Here is an 18,518-nt window from a genome sequence, read left to right as displayed (position 1 = left end):
ATTTGTAAATGGATTAGCCTAAAATGTCATTGGTCACCAGCTTTTACACTAATGACCAATGACATAATGACTAATGAAAAATATTAATGAGAAGCTGCTGCTTCCATGTGGTCAATGTCGATACCTTGTTTTTTAAGTACAGATCCCGCTTTCCAGGCGAAAAACGCCAGGTACGCAAACCCGATTACAGGAACAATGTATGAGAAATGGATACCACTCATGCCTGCAACGGCATTTTGCGAACTGTCGGCAAGCACCCCTTGTATTGGCGGGATAATTGAACCACCCAAAATCATCATAATTAATAACGAAGAACCCTGGCTTGTATATTTACCCAGACCAGCAATTGCTAAAGCGAAGATTGACGGCCACATAATGGAGCAGCAAAGTCCGCCGCTTATTAAAGCAAATAAACCTATTTTGCCGGTGGTTAGCAGGCCAAATATCATTGTACCAACGCCTAACAAACCAAATATGGTTAAAGTGCGCACTGGTTTTTGCTGGCCTACTAAAAAGCCTACAATTACAACAGCAACACATATACCGTAAATATACAGCCCCGATACGTCCTGACCGCTAAGTTTGTTATTAACCAACAGCACTACGCCGAAAGCAATAAATGGCACGACGATAGTCAGTACATTTTTCATGAGTCTCGAAAGGTTGAATGCGCCAATAGCACCGGTCCAGCGGCCTATCATCAGGCTTCCCCAGTATAATGATATGTAAGGTGCAATTTGCGCTGTACTGTATCCGCCAAATTCCGGAGTTTTTAATAGCGAACCAAGGTTGCTTTGTATGGTTACTTCAACACCTACATAGGTAAATATGGCAATCATACCAAAAATTAATTGCGGGTAGTGCATAGCGCCCCAGCCCTCATTGCTGCGGCCTGCTGCCGCAAGGGCAACAAACAGCGTCACTAAAATGATCACTAACGATGCATAAACAAAATACGCCTCCGGGATGCCGGTGGCAGCGGCCGATGGTTTGGCTATAAACACCAGGCAAAAACCGATAAATATTACAAATAACGGCAGAATTGTCTTCTTACTCGATTCAAACTTTTCATCAGAAGTAACCTTTGGAAGTTTTGAGAACCAAAAGAATACCGCAACAGCTATAAACAAAGCCGCCAGTATTAAATAAGCATCATTTATTGAAGTTATTTTTACCTGGTCGGCAGGTAATTGTTTGCTCGCGCTACCAAAAAGGATGATACTTATGGCTGCAGGGCCTAACAGTGTACCGAAATTGTTAACGCCACCGGCTAAGTTCAATCGGTTAGAACCGGTTTCCGGACTTCCCAACGCAATTACAAAAGGATTGGCAGCTGTTTGCTGTAACGAAAATCCTAGCGCTATAACAAAGAAAGCTCCCAGGATAAACAAGAACGAGCCTGAATTTACCGCAGGCAACATCAATAGTGCACCAGCCGCAGATAGTACAAGCCCATATATGATACCGTTTTTATAACCCAGTTTGTTCATAATATCAACCTTGGTTATTTCAGATGCATAGTATAAAATTAACGAACCGATAAAATAACCTCCATAAAATGTATAGTCAATCAACTGCGATTCAAATTGGCTCAAATGAAAGTGCGCTTTACAGAAAGGTATAAAAACACCATTTGAGGCTGCGGAGAAGCCCCAAAAGAAAAATACCGTAATAAGTGTGTACAGCGCCGAGCCGTAACTTTTTGAATTTTTTTGTTCCATTGTTTTAATCAGGTTTATACAAACGGTGTAATTGAAACACTAAACATAGCTATTTTTTATAATTCTGCTATATTTTTTAATTAATAAATCACAATTTTAAGTTTGGTTGTTTACCATATAAAGTTGCATATTCGTGCTGCCTTTTTTAAAATTAACTGGCACATAAGCCTTAATTAATGATAGAAGCTATTATTTCGGGTATTGGGTTTGGGTTAGTGCTTACGTTTTTAACCGGCCCGGTATTTTTTGCACTAATAAAAACCAGCATCGAAAAGGGCTTCCATGCAGGTGTTGCATTAGCTTTGGGCGTTGTTTGCAGCGACATGGTTTTTGTTGGTGCCATACTGTTCGGCTCACAATATTTTGATATCACCGCACACGATAAAACCTACGCAGGCATATTTGGCAGCGCCATTTTGTTTGCCATAGGTATTTACTATATGTTCAAAAAGTCCGAAATAAACTATAAGAATACCATCCCCACCAAGCTGCATCGCGCGGGCTACTTTTTGAAAGGCTTTGTTATGTGCATTTTTAACCCAACCATTTTATTCCATTGGACGATAGTTATCGGCGCGGCAAGTACCGTTTACCACGAGGGCGTACACAATCGCTCATTAAAAATTGGGATAATGTTTTTAACTATCCTTATCGTGCAGTTTGGTCTGGATACCACCAAGGCCTTTTATGCCGATAAGCTGCGCGACCGTATATCGGTAAAATTTGTGCACCGGCTTAACGAGGTTGCCGGCATTGCGCTTATTATTGCCGCGTTTGTGCTGCTGGATAAGTTAGTTACCCACTTTGTTTTCTCTCCGCCGGGTGGGGTTGCGCTGGGGTATTAACCGGGATAACTTCCAGGAGTAATTTCGGTGGATAAGTACATGCAAGATTAAGCCCGTTTTTTCCAATTTATCGGCAGCTTTTTATCTACTTTTAAGGCTTTAAAAACCTTGTTATGGATAGCATTTTCAACCCAGCCACAATCGAATCATTTATTGTCCGTATCAATAAGCTTACGCCGGCAACTCCTGCTTTGTGGGGCAAAATGAATGTCGCCCAAATGCTGGCCCATTGTCAGGTGCCTATACAGGTTGCCGTTGGCGATATTGTGAGCAAAGGAGGTTTAATAGGTCTGCTATTTGGCCGCATAGCTAAAAAAAAGTTGGTTAACGACCAACCTTTTGAACGCAACCTACCGACCATGAAGGAAGCCAAAATTGCTGATGTACGCAATTTTGAGCAGGAAAAGGCTGCGCTAATCGTCTTGGTGAAAAAATTTGAAAGCGGCCCTGGCGTATTAATAAACGGCCCCCACCCGTTTTTTGGCCCGTTAACCGTTGATGAATGGAGTACCCTACAGTATAAACACCTTGATCATCATTTACGCCAGTTTGGGGCTTAACATATTTATTATTGGCCAGCAGCCAAACTTTGCTTTATAAAACCTATCTTTAAAAATTCCATACTACCGCAGTAGCTGCGTTTAAACATTGTTTCGTCTCTTTTCTTAAACAATACTTATCATTCGGCTAATAATACCCTGGTATCTGCGTTTAATTATTTATACCATTAAACATCACCAATAATGAGCAAAGACAAAAAAACCATCAAAGAGGTTAAAAAAGCCCCGAGCGTTAACGCAAATAAAAAGGTATCGTCGTACCAGTCAGAAAAAGGTTCGAAATCTGAAATTGCCACAGGCAAAAAACCTAAATAAGCATGAGCGTACAAACTGTAGAAGTTCAAACCCGTATGTACCTGTACGATTTAATGAATGCAGCCAGCGAGCATGGCTTCAAATCCGACGATATTTGGGAATTGAGCATGGTTACAGCTAGTGGACGCTCAAAACTTCATAAAGATTATTTTCCGGCTGTTTCCATAAAGGTTGGCCCCGAAATGTTGTTGCAGGTTTTCCATGCCACTCAAAAGGGTTTAAAGCAATCATCATACAACGAAAGCCAGTTACCAACTGCAAAAAATATACTTACAGACGAGATTAATTACCTGGTTGCTTTTAATTTAAAACGGCCGAGGGGATAAGTCTTTTAAAAAACTTATTTTAAAGAGCAATACGCCAACGCGTATTGCTCTTTTTTACTTTATCATGAGGTGTTTGGAGTACTCAAAAGCCGTTTATTCCCTGTGATACTACCCGTATTTACTCCCCGGGTTAACATTTGTTATATAAACATAAACTTTTGTGGGATTAATAAAAATTGTAATGCTATAGCTTTACAAAACCAAATAACAACCTCCAATTTTAAAAACAATGTACCAGGCAGTCACTCCGGGCGTAATGCACGAAATAACACCTTTAACTCCGGGCGATTGTTTCACTATATCGTCAAGGGTAAAAAAGGATTTTGACTTCCCGCTGCACTATCACAGCGAATATGAACTCACCCTGATATTAAATGCCAAAGGCGCCAAACGTATTGTGGGCGGCAGCATTGGCGTGGTTGACGATATCGAGCTGGTGTTTATCGGCCCTAACCTGTACCATTCCTGGTTCAACCATCAGCGCAAACCCGGCGATATACAGGAAATAACCATCCAGTTTCATAAGGATTTATTTGGAGAGGGCTTTTTAAAACGCAACCAGCTAAGCATGCTCAAAAGCATGTTTAACAATGCCCAGCGCGGTATACTTTTTTCGCAGGAAACAGCGGAGGGCGTGCTGGACAGCATCGTGAATTTAAAACAGAAAACCCAGTTCGAGGCCGTACTGGCCTTGTTGTCAATTCTGCACAGTTTATCGGTGGCGCCAAATATAAAGTTGTTGTCGGAGCCGGGCTTTGCCAGCGAGAAATTTGCCTATAAGAGCCGCAGGGTGGAAAAGGTATTTGAGTTTTTATATGATAATTACGAAAAACCAATTGCCCTTGCCGAGGCGGCAAAAATAGCAAATATGCCTACTGTATCGTTCAGCAGGTTTTTCAAAAAGCGTACCGGCAAGTCGTTTATCGATACTATTAACGAAATAAGGCTGGGCCATGCATCGCGCATGCTGGTTGATACCAATTATACCATAGCCCTCATCGCCTATAAGTGCGGCTTCAACAATATCTCTAATTTCAATCGCGCCTTTAAACGCAAAAAACAATGTGTGCCCCGCGAATTCAGGGAAACCTATACATCAGGGAAAGTTTTTATATAAAACAAGCGGTTAACATTTTTATCCTTCCCTAACATTTGTGGTATCAAATTTAACATTTGTCGTATCCATGAGCTGCATAAAACCCTAACTTTACCACCAGTGCTTTAGCAGCAATCCAATAAATAGACCTGTTACGCCCGGCAAATGCGGTTGAATTGTATTTAACGTTTTTTTGATGTGATAAATAGCTGTGCTGCGTGCAGTTGAAATTAATTACTGTTATATTAACAATTATTGCATAGATTAGAGAATTAGAACCAATTAGTAAGAACAAAGGGAATAGAACAAAGAGCCAGGAATCAAGAACAAAGAGTGAAAACAGTAGGTGGTGTGAATCGCCATTTGCCAATTTTCCTTTTTTCTGTCTTGACTCTTGGTTCTTGATTCTTGGCTCTTGATTCAAACCGACATACCAGGCACATATGCGCTTTAGAGTTTACAAAATTGTTATCCTGTTTATGGTGATGCAGCAATGGCTGTATGCACAAAACACGACTTATCAGTTTTCGCATCTGGATATCACCAACGGCCTGTCGATAAACCAGGTAAGCAGCATTTTTAAAGATGCCGACGGCTTTATGTGGTTCGGCACCATAAGTGGGTTAAACCGGTACGACGGCTATAAATTTAAAGTATTTAAACACCGCGCAAATGATCCAACATCATTGGGAGATAATGCCGTTGCAGGCATTTTTGAGGGGCCCGGCAAAAAGCTCTGGATAAAAACCCACAGCGGGTTCAGCATATACGACGCAATCACCGAGAAATTTTCGAACGATATTGCCCGCGAACTCGGTAAATATAAAGTATTAACCGACCAGTTGACCAATATTAAAAAAGACAACCAGGGCAATTTTTGGTTTTTAACCAATAACGAGGGCTTATATTGCTACGACCCTAAAACCAATACCACCAGTTTTTTTAATAGTGCCGGTAATAATTCAATTTCCATTTTACACTCCGATGCGGTGACCGACGTTGTTGAAGACGGTCGCAAGTTTGTATGGCTTGTTTATTCCGATGGTGAAATTGACAAACTCGATGTTCGTACCAGCACCATAGTTGCGCAAACCAGTAAATTATCCAAAGCCAACAATAACAAGCCCGAAAGGTATTCGGCAAGCATTGATAGCCAAAACAACCTTTGGCTGTTTGCCGCTGATAGTCCGCTCGGTGTTTACCGGTACAACACTAACACCGATGTACTCGACCATTTCAGCACCGAAACCGGCAGCACCAGGCTCAATTACAATGTTATTTATAGCATTTTACAGGCCGACGACAATAAAATATGGATCGGTACAGACCACGGGGGCATAAACATCATCAATCCGGCCAATAACAGTATACAATATGTATTAAATAAGGAGGATGATGCTAAATCGCTGCAGGGTAACAGTACGGTGCTTTACAAAGACAACACCGGCATAATTTGGGCAGGTACCTTTAAGCAGGGGATAAGCTATTACCACAAAAGTATCATCCAGTTTCCGCTGGTAAGGCATTACCTTTCGGATGCCAGGAGTCTGCCTTACGAAGATGTGGACTGCTTTGCTGATGATGGAAAAGGCAACTTATGGATGGGTACCAACGGCGGCGGACTGATCTATTACGATGCCGGCAAAAAAACGTACACCCAATACAAACATAACCCCGCCGACGCCAGCAGCCTTGCTAACAATGTGGTAATAAGCCTTTGTATAGACCATGATCATAAGCTTTGGGTTGGCACGTATTTTGGCGGGCTGGATCGTTTTGAAGGCGGCAGATTCGTTCATTATAAACATAACGACACCGATCCTTCCAGCATATCAGACGACAGGGTGTATACCATTATAGAAGACTCGTCGCAAAAGCTGTGGTTAGGCACGTTTGCGGGTGCAATCAATATTTACGACAGGGCTACCAATAGTTTTCAGCACCCCAATTACCAGATGCTGTCAAACTACACGGCAATTATATATGAAGACCGGCAAAAAAACATCTGGATAGGCCGCGATAAGGGTATCGACTTTATATCCCCGGGCAGCACAGTAGCCCGGCATTACAAAAACCAGCCCAATAACCCTAATAGCCTTATTGGCAATGATGTAAATACCATTTTGCAGGACACCCGCGGCCTGATGTGGATAGGCGCCAAAGATGGCTTAAGCGTATTAAACCCCAAAACAAATAAATTTTACAACCTCAATGAAGCAAATGGTTTGCCTGCCAATGATGTATTGAAGATACTGGAAGATAACAACGGAAAAATTTGGCTCAGCACACCTAATGGCATGGCCGCCATTACAGCGCTGCCGGCTGGTGGAGGATACACCTTCCACATAAATAAATTTGATGAGTCAGACGGGTTGCAGGGGCGTGAGTTTAATGCCTATGCCGCTATTAAAAGGCCCAATGGCGATATGATATTTGGCGGTGCGCACGGGTATAATATTTTCAATCCTTCGTCTATCAGCATAACCAAAAACAAGCCCCAGCTGTTGTTTACTGACTTTCAGCTGTTTAATAAAAGCGTAATTGTGGGCGATACCATTAATGGCAACGTGGTGCTTAAAAGCTCCATTACCGACACGAAGAACTTAACGCTGAACCACAACGAAAACGATTTTAGTATTGAGTTTGCAGCCACTGAATATTTTAACCCCGATAAAATTGTTTATCAGTATAAGTTGGAAGATTTTGATAAACAATGGCTGTCGGTACCCAATAATTCTCGCAAGGCCACTTTTACCAACCTTGATGCCGGCGACTATGTTTTTAAGGTGCGTGCAAGCAGCATTAACGATATTAATAACGCAAGCATCATAACGCTTAACATAAAGGTATTACCGCCGTTCTGGAAGTCGGCAATTGCATACGTTTTTTACGTGGTGCTTATTGGTTGTGCGTTATTTTACATCCGCCACCGGGGAATAATGAAACTTAGGAACGAATTCAGGCTTAAGCACGATAAGCTGGAGGAAGAACGGCAAATTGCCAACGAACGCGAAGAGGCCCGGCGCATGCATCAGCTTGATGTAATGAAGATTAAATTTTTCACTAACGTGAGCCACGAGTTCCGCACACCATTGTCGCTCATACTATCGCCTATTGATGACTTAATAAAAACTACTGAGCGGCCTGAACAGCAGCAGCAACTTACCATGATAAAACGCAATGGCAAACGGCTGCTCAATCTGGTAAACCAGTTGCTCGATTTTCGTAAAATGGAGTACAATGAGCTTAAGCTCAGCCTGAAAAAAGGCGATATCATCCATTTTATAAAAGAGGTTTCATCGTCGTTTACCGATGTAGCGCATCAAAAACAGATACAGTTTTTGTTTGAAAGCGAGGTTTCTTCGTTCGTCACCAATTTCGACCATGACAAGATTGAACGGGTGCTGTTTAACCTGTTATCAAATGCATTTAAGTTTACTCCATCGGGCGGTTATATAAGCGTAATGATCAACTTATTCTCGCCCGATATTTTTGCGCAAGACCAAAAGATACTGGAGATAAAAATCATGGATACAGGTATCGGCATACCGGCCGAAAACCAGGAAAAGATCTTTGAGCGCTTTTTCCAGGATAACATGCCGGAGAGTTTGCTTAACCAGGGCAGCGGTATCGGTTTATCAATAACCAAGGAATTTGTTAAGATGCATGGCGGCGATATCAAAATTGAAAGCGAGCCCGATTATGGCACCTGCTTCACCATTGAGCTGCCTGTTGGCGACTTACACGAAGAGTCGTTGATAGATGTTCCTGATGCGATTGAAGCGCTGTACCCTGCATTGCCGGCAGCAGAAAATGTAAATAACTCCTCAAAAAAGCCGGCTATTTTATTGATAGAGGATAATGATGATTTAAGATTTTACTTAAAGGATAACCTTAAACATAGCTTCCATATTATTGAAGCAGTAAACGGCAAGGATGGGTGGCAAAAAGCGCTTGCATTGCACCCTAAGCTTATTGTGAGCGATGTAAGTATGCCCGAAATGAATGGCATCGAGCTTTGCAAAAAAATAAAAGCCGACAGCCGCACAGCACAAATTCCAATTATTTTGCTCACCGCACTAACCAGCCAGGATGACCAGTTAACCGGCCTTAACAGCGGCGCTAATGATTATATTGTTAAGCCGTTCAACTTTGAAATATTGCTGTCGAAAATCCATGGGTTGTTAAAGATTACCAAAACCTATCAGAAACAGGTTGATGTGCAGGCATCGGGTATCGAGGTGGTGTCGGAAGATGAAAAGTTTTTAAAGAACGCCTTTGCCTGTATTGAAAAGAATATAACCAATCCGAATTTCTCGGTCGAAGAGATGAGCCGGAATATGAACCTCAGCAGGGTATCGCTTTACAAAAAATTATTAGTACTTACCGGTAAAACCCCTGTTGATTGTATCCGCACCATCCGCCTGAAGCGGGCAGTGCAGCTGCTTGAGAAAAGCAAGCTGAGCATTGCCAGTGTTGCCTACGAAGTCGGATTTAATAACGCTGCTTACTTTGCCAAGGTTTTTCGCGAGGAATTTGGTATGTTGCCATCCGAATACATTGTTGAATTGCGCAGTAAAGAAAAAGAAGAAACCCTTAATTAATTAACGCAGAGAACTTACAACTGTTATGAAATACCTGTACGCCGTGCTCGTTGGCGCCTTAGTATCAATTTCCATTTCCTCATCGGCACAAAACGTTGCCTTAACCCCGCCCATGGGCTGGAACAGCTACAATTGTTTTGGTTCGGCCGTGCACGAGGATGAAGTAAAAGCCAATGCCGATTATATGGCAAAAAATTTGAAACAAGTCGGCTGGCAATATATTATAGTCGATTTTTTATGGTCGTATGATAACCCGCCGGGCAGCAACATCGGCAATCCCTTTCAGTTGCGCTTGCCCGATGGCTCCTATGTTCCGTGGCTCACTATGGACAAATGGGGCCGGCTAAGCCCGCAGCCCACCAAATTTCCCTCGGCATTTGGCGGCAAGGGTTTTGGTCCGCTGGCAGAGTATGTGCACGGGCTGGGGTTGAAGTTTGGTATCCACGTTATGCGTGGCATACCGCGGCAGGCGGTTTGGGCAAAATTGCCGGTGAAGGGAACAAACGGCATCACTGCAGATATGATTGCCGACACCAATTCAAAATGCCCCTGGATGAACCACATGTACGGGCTGAATATGAAAAAGCCCGGCGCCCAGGAGTATTTAAACTCGATACTGGAGCTATACGCCGAATGGGGTGTTGATTTTATTAAGGTAGATGATCTTTCGCGGCCCTATAGCGAGCCCGAAGTGGAAGGCTACTATAAGGCTATTGAGCATTGCGCCCGGCCAATTGTATTAAGTCTTTCACCGGGTGCAACACCCGTTGGTGAAACCGATCACTTGCTTAGAAATGCCAACATGTGGCGCATGGCCGATGATTTTTGGGATAACTGGAAAGAAATAACCGGCATGATGAAATACGCCAAACAATGGGAAGGCGTAGGTGTGCAGGGCCACTGGCCCGATTGCGATATGATACAAATCGGCAAGCTATCTAAACGCGGCCCGGTGGGCGAGGAGCGTTACAGCCGCTTTACCGAAGACGAGGAATATACGCATATGACTTTTTGGAGCATATTTCGCTCACCTTTAATGCTTGGCGGAAACCTGCCTGAAAACCGGCCCTTTGAGTTGAGCCTGTTTAATAATCCCGAAGTTATTGCTGTTAACCAGCAGGGCGAAAACCCGAGGCAACTGTTTGAAAAAGACGGAAAAACAATATGGTACTCGCACGCGCAGGGCAGCAAAGACATGTACATAGCGCTGTTTAACCTGGGCGAGCAACCCCAGGATATTGATTTTACCTTCGCATCAATAGGTATGATAGGCAAAATTTCCGTAAGGGATTTATGGAAGAAACAGGACATGGGCATATTTAAGCAAAGCTATCATCAGCAGGTTAATAAGCATGGGGCGGTGCTGCTGAAGTTGGTAGCGCAGTGATTTAGAACCAAGAGCCAAGAATCAGGAGAAAAACATTCAAGAAATGTCGGGCTTCTGTCTTGGCTCTTGATTCTTGGCTCCTGGTTCTTAAAATAAAAGCTATGAAAAAAATCCTCATCCTCTTTACCTGTTTAATCCCCTTCACCGGCATTTGCCAGGATAATCTGAAGCTTTGGTACAAACAACCCGCAAAGGTGTGGACCGATGCCTTGCCATTAGGCAACGGTCGCTTGGGTGCTATGGTTTTCGGCCGGGTTAATCAGGAGCTTATACAGCTAAATGAAGCTACGTTATGGTCTGGCGGCCCGGTTCGTACCAACGTGAATCCTGATGCCTATGCCAATTTATTACTGGCGAGAGAAGCGCTTTTTAAAGAGGAAGATTACGCCAAAGCCTACAACTATGCTAAAAATATGCAGGGGTATTTTTCCGAGTCGTATTTGCCGCTGGGTGATTTGACCATTACCCAGGATTTAAAAGATACCGTACCCTCCGCTTACTACCGCGACCTGAATATTAAAAACGCCATATCAACAACCCGTTATACCATTAATGGCGTAACTTATACCCGGCAGGTAATAATATCAGCGCCCAGCCAGGTTATTGTTATCCACCTTACCGCAAGCAAAACCGGGCAATTGAGTTTTAAGGTAGGTGCAGGCAGCTTATTAATGCATAACATGGCTATTTTACCCGGCAACCAGCTTGCCATAAAAGGTAAAGCCCCCGCGCACGACGACCCTAATTACGTCGACTCGGCAAACCCAATTACTTATGATGTTACCGGGTGCAAGGGTATGCGTTTTCAGCTGCAAATAAAGGCTGTAAGCAAGGATGGTAAAATAAGCGCCGATACAACTGGCGTTACTGTTAAAAACGCAACAGAGGCCACTATTTTTCTTTCGGCGGCCACAAGTTTCAACGGCTTTGATAGATGCCCGGTATCCGAAGGTAAGGACGAAGGCAAAATAGCCGGCGATTATCTGAAAAAAGCATCGGCACAAGGCTGGTCAACATTATTGGCGGCACATTATGCCGATTATCACCACTTCTTCAATCGGGTATCGTTTAAACTGGCTGCCCCTGCCGATAACAGCAACGCAAGCCTCCCAACCGACGAGCGCCTGGTTGCCTACACTTCCGGCGCAAAAGACCCTGACCTGGAGACACTCTACTTTCAATATGGCAGGTACCTGTTGATATCCAGCTCGCGAACCAAAGGCGTGCCGGCCAACTTGCAGGGAATATGGAATAAGGAGCTGCGACCGCCATGGAGCTCGAACTATACCACCAATATTAACACGCAGATGAATTACTGGCCCGCAGAGGTTGCCAATCTTTCGGAAATGCACGAACCGCTTATCAGTTTTATAAAAAATGTGGCTGTCACCGGCAGGCGTACTGCAAAAGAATTTTACCATGCCAAGGGCTGGGTGCTGCACCATAACAGTGATATCTGGGCGCTAACCAACCCCGTGGGCGACAAAGGCAAAGGCGACCCCACCTGGGCCAACTGGACAATGGGATCGCCCTGGATGTCGCAGCATTTGTGGTGGCATTACCAATATACAAAAGATAAAAAATACCTTCGCGAAGTAGCTTATCCGTTAATGAAAGGCGCGGCCCAATTTTGTGAAGACTGGCTGGTACCTGATAAGGATGGTTATTTGGTTACGGCGCCTTCTGTGTCGCCCGAGAACGCTTTTTTTGATGATAAAGGTAAAAAAGGCAGCGTATCCATCGCCACAACTATGGATATGTCCATCATCCGCGATTTGTTCGGCAACGTTATAGCAGCTGCAAATGAGTTAGGCGATGATAAGGCTTTCCGCGACACGATAATAGCTAAACAAGCTAAACTATACCCGTTCCACATCGGCAAAAAAGGAAACTTGCAGGAATGGTATAAAGATTGGGAGGATCCTGAGCCGCACCACCGCCACGTTTCTCACTTGTTCGGCTTGTTCCCCGGTAACCAGATATCTCCCATAAATACGCCGGAGCTGACGGCTGCTGCCAAAAAAACACTCGAACTGCGTGGTGATGAAGGCACCGGCTGGAGCCTTGCATGGAAAATAAACTTTTGGGCCCGGCTGCTCGATGGCAACCACAGCTACAAAATGATAAAAGATTTGTTAAGGGCTACAGCTGTTTCCGGTACAAAATACTCTGGCGGTGGCGGTTCTTACATCAATTTGTTTGATGCCCACCCGCCGTTCCAGATTGATGGCAACTTTGGCGGCGTTTCAGGCATGGCCGAAATGTTGCTGCAGAGCCAGAACAACGAAATAAATATGCTCCCCGCTCTTCCCGATGCATGGGCAACAGGCGAAATTTCTGGTTTAAAAGCACGTGGCAATTTCGAGATAAGTATGCGCTGGAAAGATATGAAACTTACAAGTGCATCGGTGTTGGCGGTAGTTGGCGGCAAATGTAGTATCCGCACCAGCCAGCCGATAAAAGTTGCCGGGGTATCGGCAGTATCCAAAAAAACGGCTAATGGGTATGTAACCGCATTTAATACACAAGCGGGCGGGCGGTATAAAATTAGCAGCACAATTTAATGCACGAAAAAGAAGAATCATCAAGGCGGAATTTTATAAAACAAGCATCGGTGGCAGGTGCTGCTGCACTTGCCATTCCATCGGCGTTGGATGGCTTTTCGATAACGTCAGACGATGAAGGAAATGGTTTTACGTTCCTGTTCCAGGGCGATTCCATTACAGACGGTAACCGCAGCCGCAATACGGATTGGAATCATGTTTTGGGTCACGGTTATGCCTATTTAATTGCCGCCCGACTTTGGTATCAGCTGCCCAAAAAGGGCTTTCACTTTTTTAACCGGGGAATAAGCGGCAATACGGTTCCGGACCTGGCCGCTCGCTGGGCCGACGACACCATCGCAATAAAACCCGATGTGCTAAGCATTTTAATAGGCGTTAACGATACCATGCACGCAGTTGGAGGCGATAAAAGATTTACGGTTGAAAGCTACGAAAACGATTACCGCGCGCTGTTAACCCAAACCAAACAACAGTTGCCACAGGTTGAACTTGTTATTTGCGAGCCGTTTATATTGCCAGTTGGCCGGGTAAAAGATAAATGGGTTGACTATAAACGTGAAGTTACCGGTCGGCAGCAAGTTGCCAAAAAGCTTGCAGCAGAATTTAATGCCATTTTTGTTCCCTTGCAGGATAGTTTTAACCAGTCGGCAGCCAAATATCCGCCTGCCGAATATTGGATGTGGGACGGCATACACCCCATGCCAAACGGCCACGAACTGTTTGCAAGGGAATGGATAAAGTACGCTGGTAAAAAGCTGCACTTTATAAGGTGATGCCCAGCTACCTTTTTTGTAAAGCGTACAAAATACACCATCTTACACCAAATTATGGGTATTGTAAACATTTGTGTTACACTTATTACTATTTGTGGTATTTGTTTTTAAAAAACGAAAGTAGTTTTAGACCCTGATCTTCAACCACGGTCAAAACCTAAAATAACCCTGTTAAATGAAAAAAAGTTTTGCTAAAGAGTTTCTTTTGAAACCGGCTGCGTTTTTACTTACTGCCTTGCTATTGGTAAACACCACGAAGGCCTCAGTAATATCGTACAAAAAAAATGCCGATGGTGTTACGTTCAAGCTTGATAAAGGCCTAATGAACGTAAAGATTTGTAAAGCGGATATTGTTGAAGTTAAATACACCATTTTTGACGCCTTCCCTGCCAAAAACTCGCTGGTAGTAAATAATCCCTGGGCCGGAAAGACTTCATTTACGGTTACAGAACGTAGCGGACAAATAGTTATCACCACCCCAAGGCTTAACATCAGCATAAATAAAGCAAACAACGCAATAACTTACACCAACAAAAAAGGTGAGATAATAGTAGCCGAGGGCACTGAAAATAAAAGCATGACTCCGTCAACCGTAGCAGGTATATCAACGTATAGCTGTACTACAAATTTCAATTCGCCGGCCGATGAAGCGTTGTTTGGTTTAGGCTGTCATCCTGAAGATTCCTTATCCATCAACTATAAAGGCCGCAACCAGGAAATGCTGATAAAGTACATGACGGGGGCTATACCTGTAATGTTATCAAACAAGGGCTATGGTATTTTATGGGACAATTACGCCGCATCAAATTTTTACGGCGCAGAAGCAGGTAATACCCAATACAAGTACGTGTCCGAAAGCGGCAAAATGATTGATTATTACTTTTTTTACGGCCCTGATTTCGACAGGATTATCGATTTATACCGCACTGCTTCCGGGCGTGCGCCGATGTTCCCTAAGTGGTCATTGGGTTTATTCCAGTCGCAGGATAAATATACCCGGCAGGACGAAATCCTGGGTGTAAAAGATAATTACCGCAACAACCACATACCTGTTGACGCCATTGTGCAGGATTGGTACTGGTGGTCGCCGTTGCCTATGGGCTCGCATGTGATGGATAACGGCCGGTACCCCAATCCAAAAGCGATGATCGACGAGTTGCATAAGGCAAATATGCATGCCATGTTATCTATTTGGCCGGTATTTGGCAGCGGGACGCGCGATTTTGACGATTTAAAAAGTAAAGGTTTTTTAACCAGCATTACCTGGGATAATTTTGTTACACACACTTATGATACCTACTACGATGCCCATAACCCCAAAGCCCGCCAGCGTTACTGGGAGCAGGCCCGCGATAGCGTAATAAAACGCTACGGCTGGGATGCCTGGTGGGTCGACCAGTGCGAGCCTGATAACGGCAGCCTGTTGGACGAGCGCCGCAAAGCCGTTTTTTCGGTTGGTAAAGGCATCGATTACTTTAATACTTATTCGTTAGAACACTCAAAAGGGCTTTACAAGGGCTGGCGCGCAGATATACCGGGAAAACGCGCTTTCTTGTTGATCAGGCAGTCATTTGCCGGTGAGCAGCGTAATGCAGCAACTTTATGGTCGTCTGATATTACCTGTACATTTGCATCCCTTCGTAACCAAATTCCGCAGGGTATTAATGCTTGTGTTTCGGGTATTCCATATTGGACGTCGGACATCGGTGGCTATCTTTCACGTGTAGATAAAGACGGCATTCCTGATTGGTCACAACCAAAATACCGGGAATTGTTTACCCGCTGGTTCCAGTTTGGCACATTCAGCCCGATCATGCGTATCCACGGCAAAGGCGAGCGGGCCTTATTTTCAAAAAACTGGGATGAAAAAACCAGGACAATTTTGTTAAACTATGACAAGTTAAGGTACCGCCTGCTACCGTATACCTACTCGCTGGCGGCAAAGGTTACCAATGATAACTATACCATTATGCGTTCGCTGGCATTTGACTTCAGGAATGATAAAAATGTGTACAACATACCTGACCAATACATGTTTGGCCCTGCGTTTTTAGTAAACCCAGTAACCAAACCAATGTACACCCCCAGCAATGCCGATGCGATAGCAAAAACACGCCAGGTTTACCTGCCAAAAGGTAACAAGTGGTATAACTTCTGGACAGGCGAAGCATTGGAGGGTGGCCAAACCATTGATGCAACAGCAACTATCGAGACTATGCCGCTTTATGTTAAGGCGGGTTCGGTGGTACCTATGGGGCCGAATATTGAATATGCCACTCAAAACCCCGGAGGCGCAATCGAACTGCGTATTTACGCAGGTACCGATGGCAGCTTTAAATATTACGAAGACGAAAACGACAATTACAATTACGAGAAAGGTAATCACGCCACTTTCAGCTTTAAATGGAACGATAAATTGCACCAGCTAACCATTACCGATCGAAAAGGCACTTACCCCGGTATGCCTAAAAAACGTATTTTCAATATAGTGCTGGTAAAAGAAGGACATGGCGAAAACGTTGACATTAGCAGCAAAGCAGATAAAAGTGTTAGTTATACAGGGCAACAGATGGTGGTAAAGCTATAAAGCTTTATTTATGGGTGTTATAAAGATTATTATTCCCGGTAATACCATAATTTTTACAACATTTGCTTAGATAACTTTTTGTCACCAAGGGCTATGAAGAAACTTACGGAAATTATTAAAGCACGGCTATCCCAGGGTAGCCGTGCTGTTTTTATTGTTACTATTTGTATACTTACGCTTAGTTTTAGTGAAAAAGCTATGGCGCAGCAAAGAAATCAAATGGTAAGGCTGGCAAAAATCCAGGTTGACCCATTGCAACTGGAAAAATATAATGCCGCCCTTAAAGAACAAATGACCACCGCAGTGGGCGTAGAGCCTGGCGTGTTAACGTATTACGCTGTAGCTGATAAAAACAATCCATCACACATAACGATCCTCGAAATTTACGCCGATACGGCGGCATACAAGGCACATATTGAAACCGCTCACTTTAAGAAATACAAAGAGACAGTTAAAAATATGGTGACGTCGCTGGAGTTGGTTGATGTTAACTTAGTTGGCTCTGCAAAAAAGCCGGGTATGTAACTGGTCATACCGGAATCACTATATTTATGAAAAAATACGCCCTGAATTCTATCGGCAGCCTATCAAAATTGGTATTACTGCCGATGTTGCTTATATTTCTTTGGCAATTTTCGTCGGCGCAAAAAAAATCAACAACCAATCCAATTGTTAACGGCTATTATGCCGATCCAACCATTATAAAAGACAAAGATGTGTACTACATCTACGCCACCATCGACCCATGGGGCGGCAGTGAATTAGGCGTACTTACAACCAGGGATTTCATAAGTTTTGAAATCAAACATATTAACTGGCCAACCAAGGCAGCATGCACAAGTCCAACTTCCAACAGTTCTATGGTATGGGCGCCATCAGTAAGGAAAGCGGCAAACGGTAAGTTTTACATGTATGTTGCTGTGGGTAGTGAAGTTTGGGCTGGTGTAAGCGACAAACCGCTTGGCCCCTGGAAAAATGTAAAAAATGATAACACGCCATTAATAGCTGCAAATCAATTCCCGGCAGTGCATAATATCGATGCCGATTGTTTTATTGATGATGATGGCCAGGCTTACCTGTACTGGGGTTCGGGATTTAACTGGATAAACGGCCATTGCATGGCAGTAAAACTAAAAAAGGATATGATTACTTTTGATGGTGCACCTGTTGAGGTAACCCCGCCGCACTATTTTGAGGCACCCCATATGGTTAAGCGCAATAATTTGTATTATTTGATGTATTCGTACGGTAAAGCTATCGATGCGAGTTATCAAATTTGGTATTCGACCGGTAAAACACCGTTTGGGCCATGGACAGAAGGCAAAAACGGCCCCATACTTTCAACCAGCGCCGACAGCACCACCGTAGGACCCGGCCACCATACCGTTTTTCAACAAAGCGGGCAATATTTTATTTTGTATCACCGTATTCATCCCCAAAAAAAGGAATTTGTGCTGCGCGAGCTTTGCCTTGATAGTTTGAACTTTGACGCTGAAGGTAACATCCTGAAAATAAATCCAAAAGGGATAAAAAGCTTTTAACGTCGTCCGCACACACACTATATTCATTTTTCTTAACCTGCTATTCGGCAATAAAGCATTGCTTGGTTTTCGCCTTCAACAGTTTTGATTTTTTTGCCCCCCGGAGAAAAAAATGCCGCACACCGCAAGCGCGAAAACCTGATTTTTTGGTATGATACTATTTTAACTGATAATTTTTAAAAGTTGAACACGGTGGCAA

General features: G+C 43.7%; 13 protein-coding genes. 12 read left to right on the top strand and 1 reads right to left on the bottom strand.

Annotated elements, in window-relative coordinates; all coding sequences use genetic code 11:
- Positions 1-83: 83 nt before the first annotated feature.
- Complete coding sequence (locus Q0R52_RS03930) at positions 84-1,721, bottom strand: MFS transporter (RefSeq protein ID WP_295792372.1); 1,638 nt, start codon at positions 1,719-1,721, stop codon at positions 84-86.
- A gap of 176 nt (positions 1,722-1,897) precedes the next feature.
- Between Q0R52_RS03930 and Q0R52_RS03925 the strand changes: the two genes are divergently transcribed.
- From Q0R52_RS03925 to Q0R52_RS03870, 12 genes are all read left to right on the top strand, one after another.
- Complete coding sequence (locus Q0R52_RS03925) at positions 1,898-2,566, top strand: LysE family transporter (protein ID WP_295792371.1); 669 nt, start codon at positions 1,898-1,900, stop codon at positions 2,564-2,566.
- A gap of 113 nt (positions 2,567-2,679) precedes the next feature.
- Positions 2,680-3,126: a DUF1569 domain-containing protein gene (locus tag Q0R52_RS03920; protein ID WP_295792369.1), complete on the top strand. Its 447-nt coding sequence runs from the start codon at positions 2,680-2,682 to the stop codon at positions 3,124-3,126.
- A 183-nt stretch (positions 3,127-3,309) separates the two neighbouring features.
- The gene (locus tag Q0R52_RS03915) at positions 3,310-3,441 is read left to right on the top strand and encodes a hypothetical protein (RefSeq protein ID WP_256484188.1); all 132 of its coding nucleotides are present in this window, start codon (positions 3,310-3,312) and stop codon (positions 3,439-3,441) included.
- A gap of 2 nt (positions 3,442-3,443) precedes the next feature.
- Positions 3,444-3,767: a hypothetical protein gene (locus Q0R52_RS03910; RefSeq protein ID WP_295792367.1), complete on the top strand. Its 324-nt coding sequence runs from the start codon at positions 3,444-3,446 to the stop codon at positions 3,765-3,767.
- A gap of 229 nt (positions 3,768-3,996) precedes the next feature.
- Positions 3,997-4,884, top strand: coding sequence for an AraC family transcriptional regulator (locus tag Q0R52_RS03905; RefSeq protein WP_295792365.1), 888 nt, complete (start codon positions 3,997-3,999; stop codon positions 4,882-4,884).
- 422 nt (positions 4,885-5,306) lie between these two features.
- Positions 5,307-9,467 (top strand): hybrid sensor histidine kinase/response regulator transcription factor, encoded by a 4,161-nt coding sequence (locus Q0R52_RS03900; RefSeq protein WP_295792362.1) that lies wholly within the window; start codon positions 5,307-5,309, stop codon positions 9,465-9,467.
- 25 nt (positions 9,468-9,492) lie between these two features.
- Entirely contained in the window at positions 9,493-10,854 is a 1,362-nt protein-coding gene (locus Q0R52_RS03895) for a glycoside hydrolase family 27 protein (RefSeq protein ID WP_295792360.1), read from the top strand.
- A 101-nt stretch (positions 10,855-10,955) separates the two neighbouring features.
- On the top strand, positions 10,956-13,418 hold the full coding sequence (locus tag Q0R52_RS03890) for a glycoside hydrolase family 95 protein (RefSeq protein ID WP_295792358.1): 2,463 nt from the start codon (positions 10,956-10,958) through the stop codon (positions 13,416-13,418).
- Positions 13,418-14,191 carry an SGNH/GDSL hydrolase family protein gene (locus Q0R52_RS03885; RefSeq protein WP_295792356.1) on the top strand — a complete coding sequence of 258 codons (774 nt, stop codon included), beginning with the start codon at positions 13,418-13,420 and terminating at the stop codon, positions 14,189-14,191. Before Q0R52_RS03890 ends, Q0R52_RS03885 begins: the two co-directional genes overlap by 1 nt.
- Positions 14,192-14,366: 175 nt before the next feature.
- On the top strand, positions 14,367-16,778 hold the full coding sequence (locus Q0R52_RS03880; protein WP_295792354.1) for a glycoside hydrolase family 31 protein: 2,412 nt from the start codon (positions 14,367-14,369) through the stop codon (positions 16,776-16,778).
- A 93-nt stretch (positions 16,779-16,871) separates the two neighbouring features.
- Complete coding sequence (locus Q0R52_RS03875; protein ID WP_295792353.1) at positions 16,872-17,303, top strand: putative quinol monooxygenase; 432 nt, start codon at positions 16,872-16,874, stop codon at positions 17,301-17,303.
- 26 nt (positions 17,304-17,329) lie between these two features.
- Positions 17,330-18,319, top strand: coding sequence for a family 43 glycosylhydrolase (locus Q0R52_RS03870; RefSeq protein WP_295792351.1), 990 nt, complete (start codon positions 17,330-17,332; stop codon positions 18,317-18,319).
- Positions 18,320-18,518 lie beyond the last annotated feature (199 nt).

The sequence above is a fragment of the Mucilaginibacter sp. genome (genome assembly GCF_025359345.1).
Lineage (GTDB): Bacteria > Bacteroidota > Bacteroidia > Sphingobacteriales > Sphingobacteriaceae > Mucilaginibacter.
Note: the sequence above shows the minus strand (reverse complement) of the source record. Positions and strands in the feature narration are given on the sequence as shown.

Bases quoted from the DNA above. Each gene is read 5' to 3' on its own strand.
- Q0R52_RS03880 (WP_295792354.1), top strand. From the start codon at position 14,367: ATGAAAAAAAGTTTTGCTAAAGAGTTTCTTTTGAAACCGGCTGCGTTT.
- Q0R52_RS03920 (WP_295792369.1), top strand. From the start codon at position 2,680: ATGGATAGCATTTTCAACCCAGCCACAATCGAATCATTTATTGTCCGT.
- Q0R52_RS03875 (WP_295792353.1), top strand. From the start codon at position 16,872: ATGAAGAAACTTACGGAAATTATTAAAGCACGGCTATCCCAGGGTAGC.
- Q0R52_RS03930 (WP_295792372.1), bottom strand. From the start codon at position 1,721: ATGGAACAAAAAAATTCAAAAAGTTACGGCTCGGCGCTGTACACACTT.
- Q0R52_RS03900 (WP_295792362.1), top strand. From the start codon at position 5,307: ATGCGCTTTAGAGTTTACAAAATTGTTATCCTGTTTATGGTGATGCAG.
- Q0R52_RS03915 (WP_256484188.1), top strand. From the start codon at position 3,310: ATGAGCAAAGACAAAAAAACCATCAAAGAGGTTAAAAAAGCCCCGAGC.
- Q0R52_RS03925 (WP_295792371.1), top strand. From the start codon at position 1,898: ATGATAGAAGCTATTATTTCGGGTATTGGGTTTGGGTTAGTGCTTACG.
- Q0R52_RS03870 (WP_295792351.1), top strand. From the start codon at position 17,330: ATGAAAAAATACGCCCTGAATTCTATCGGCAGCCTATCAAAATTGGTA.
- Q0R52_RS03905 (WP_295792365.1), top strand. From the start codon at position 3,997: ATGTACCAGGCAGTCACTCCGGGCGTAATGCACGAAATAACACCTTTA.
- Q0R52_RS03885 (WP_295792356.1), top strand. From the start codon at position 13,418: ATGCACGAAAAAGAAGAATCATCAAGGCGGAATTTTATAAAACAAGCA.
- Q0R52_RS03890 (WP_295792358.1), top strand. From the start codon at position 10,956: ATGAAAAAAATCCTCATCCTCTTTACCTGTTTAATCCCCTTCACCGGC.
- Q0R52_RS03895 (WP_295792360.1), top strand. From the start codon at position 9,493: ATGAAATACCTGTACGCCGTGCTCGTTGGCGCCTTAGTATCAATTTCC.
- Q0R52_RS03910 (WP_295792367.1), top strand. From the start codon at position 3,444: ATGAGCGTACAAACTGTAGAAGTTCAAACCCGTATGTACCTGTACGAT.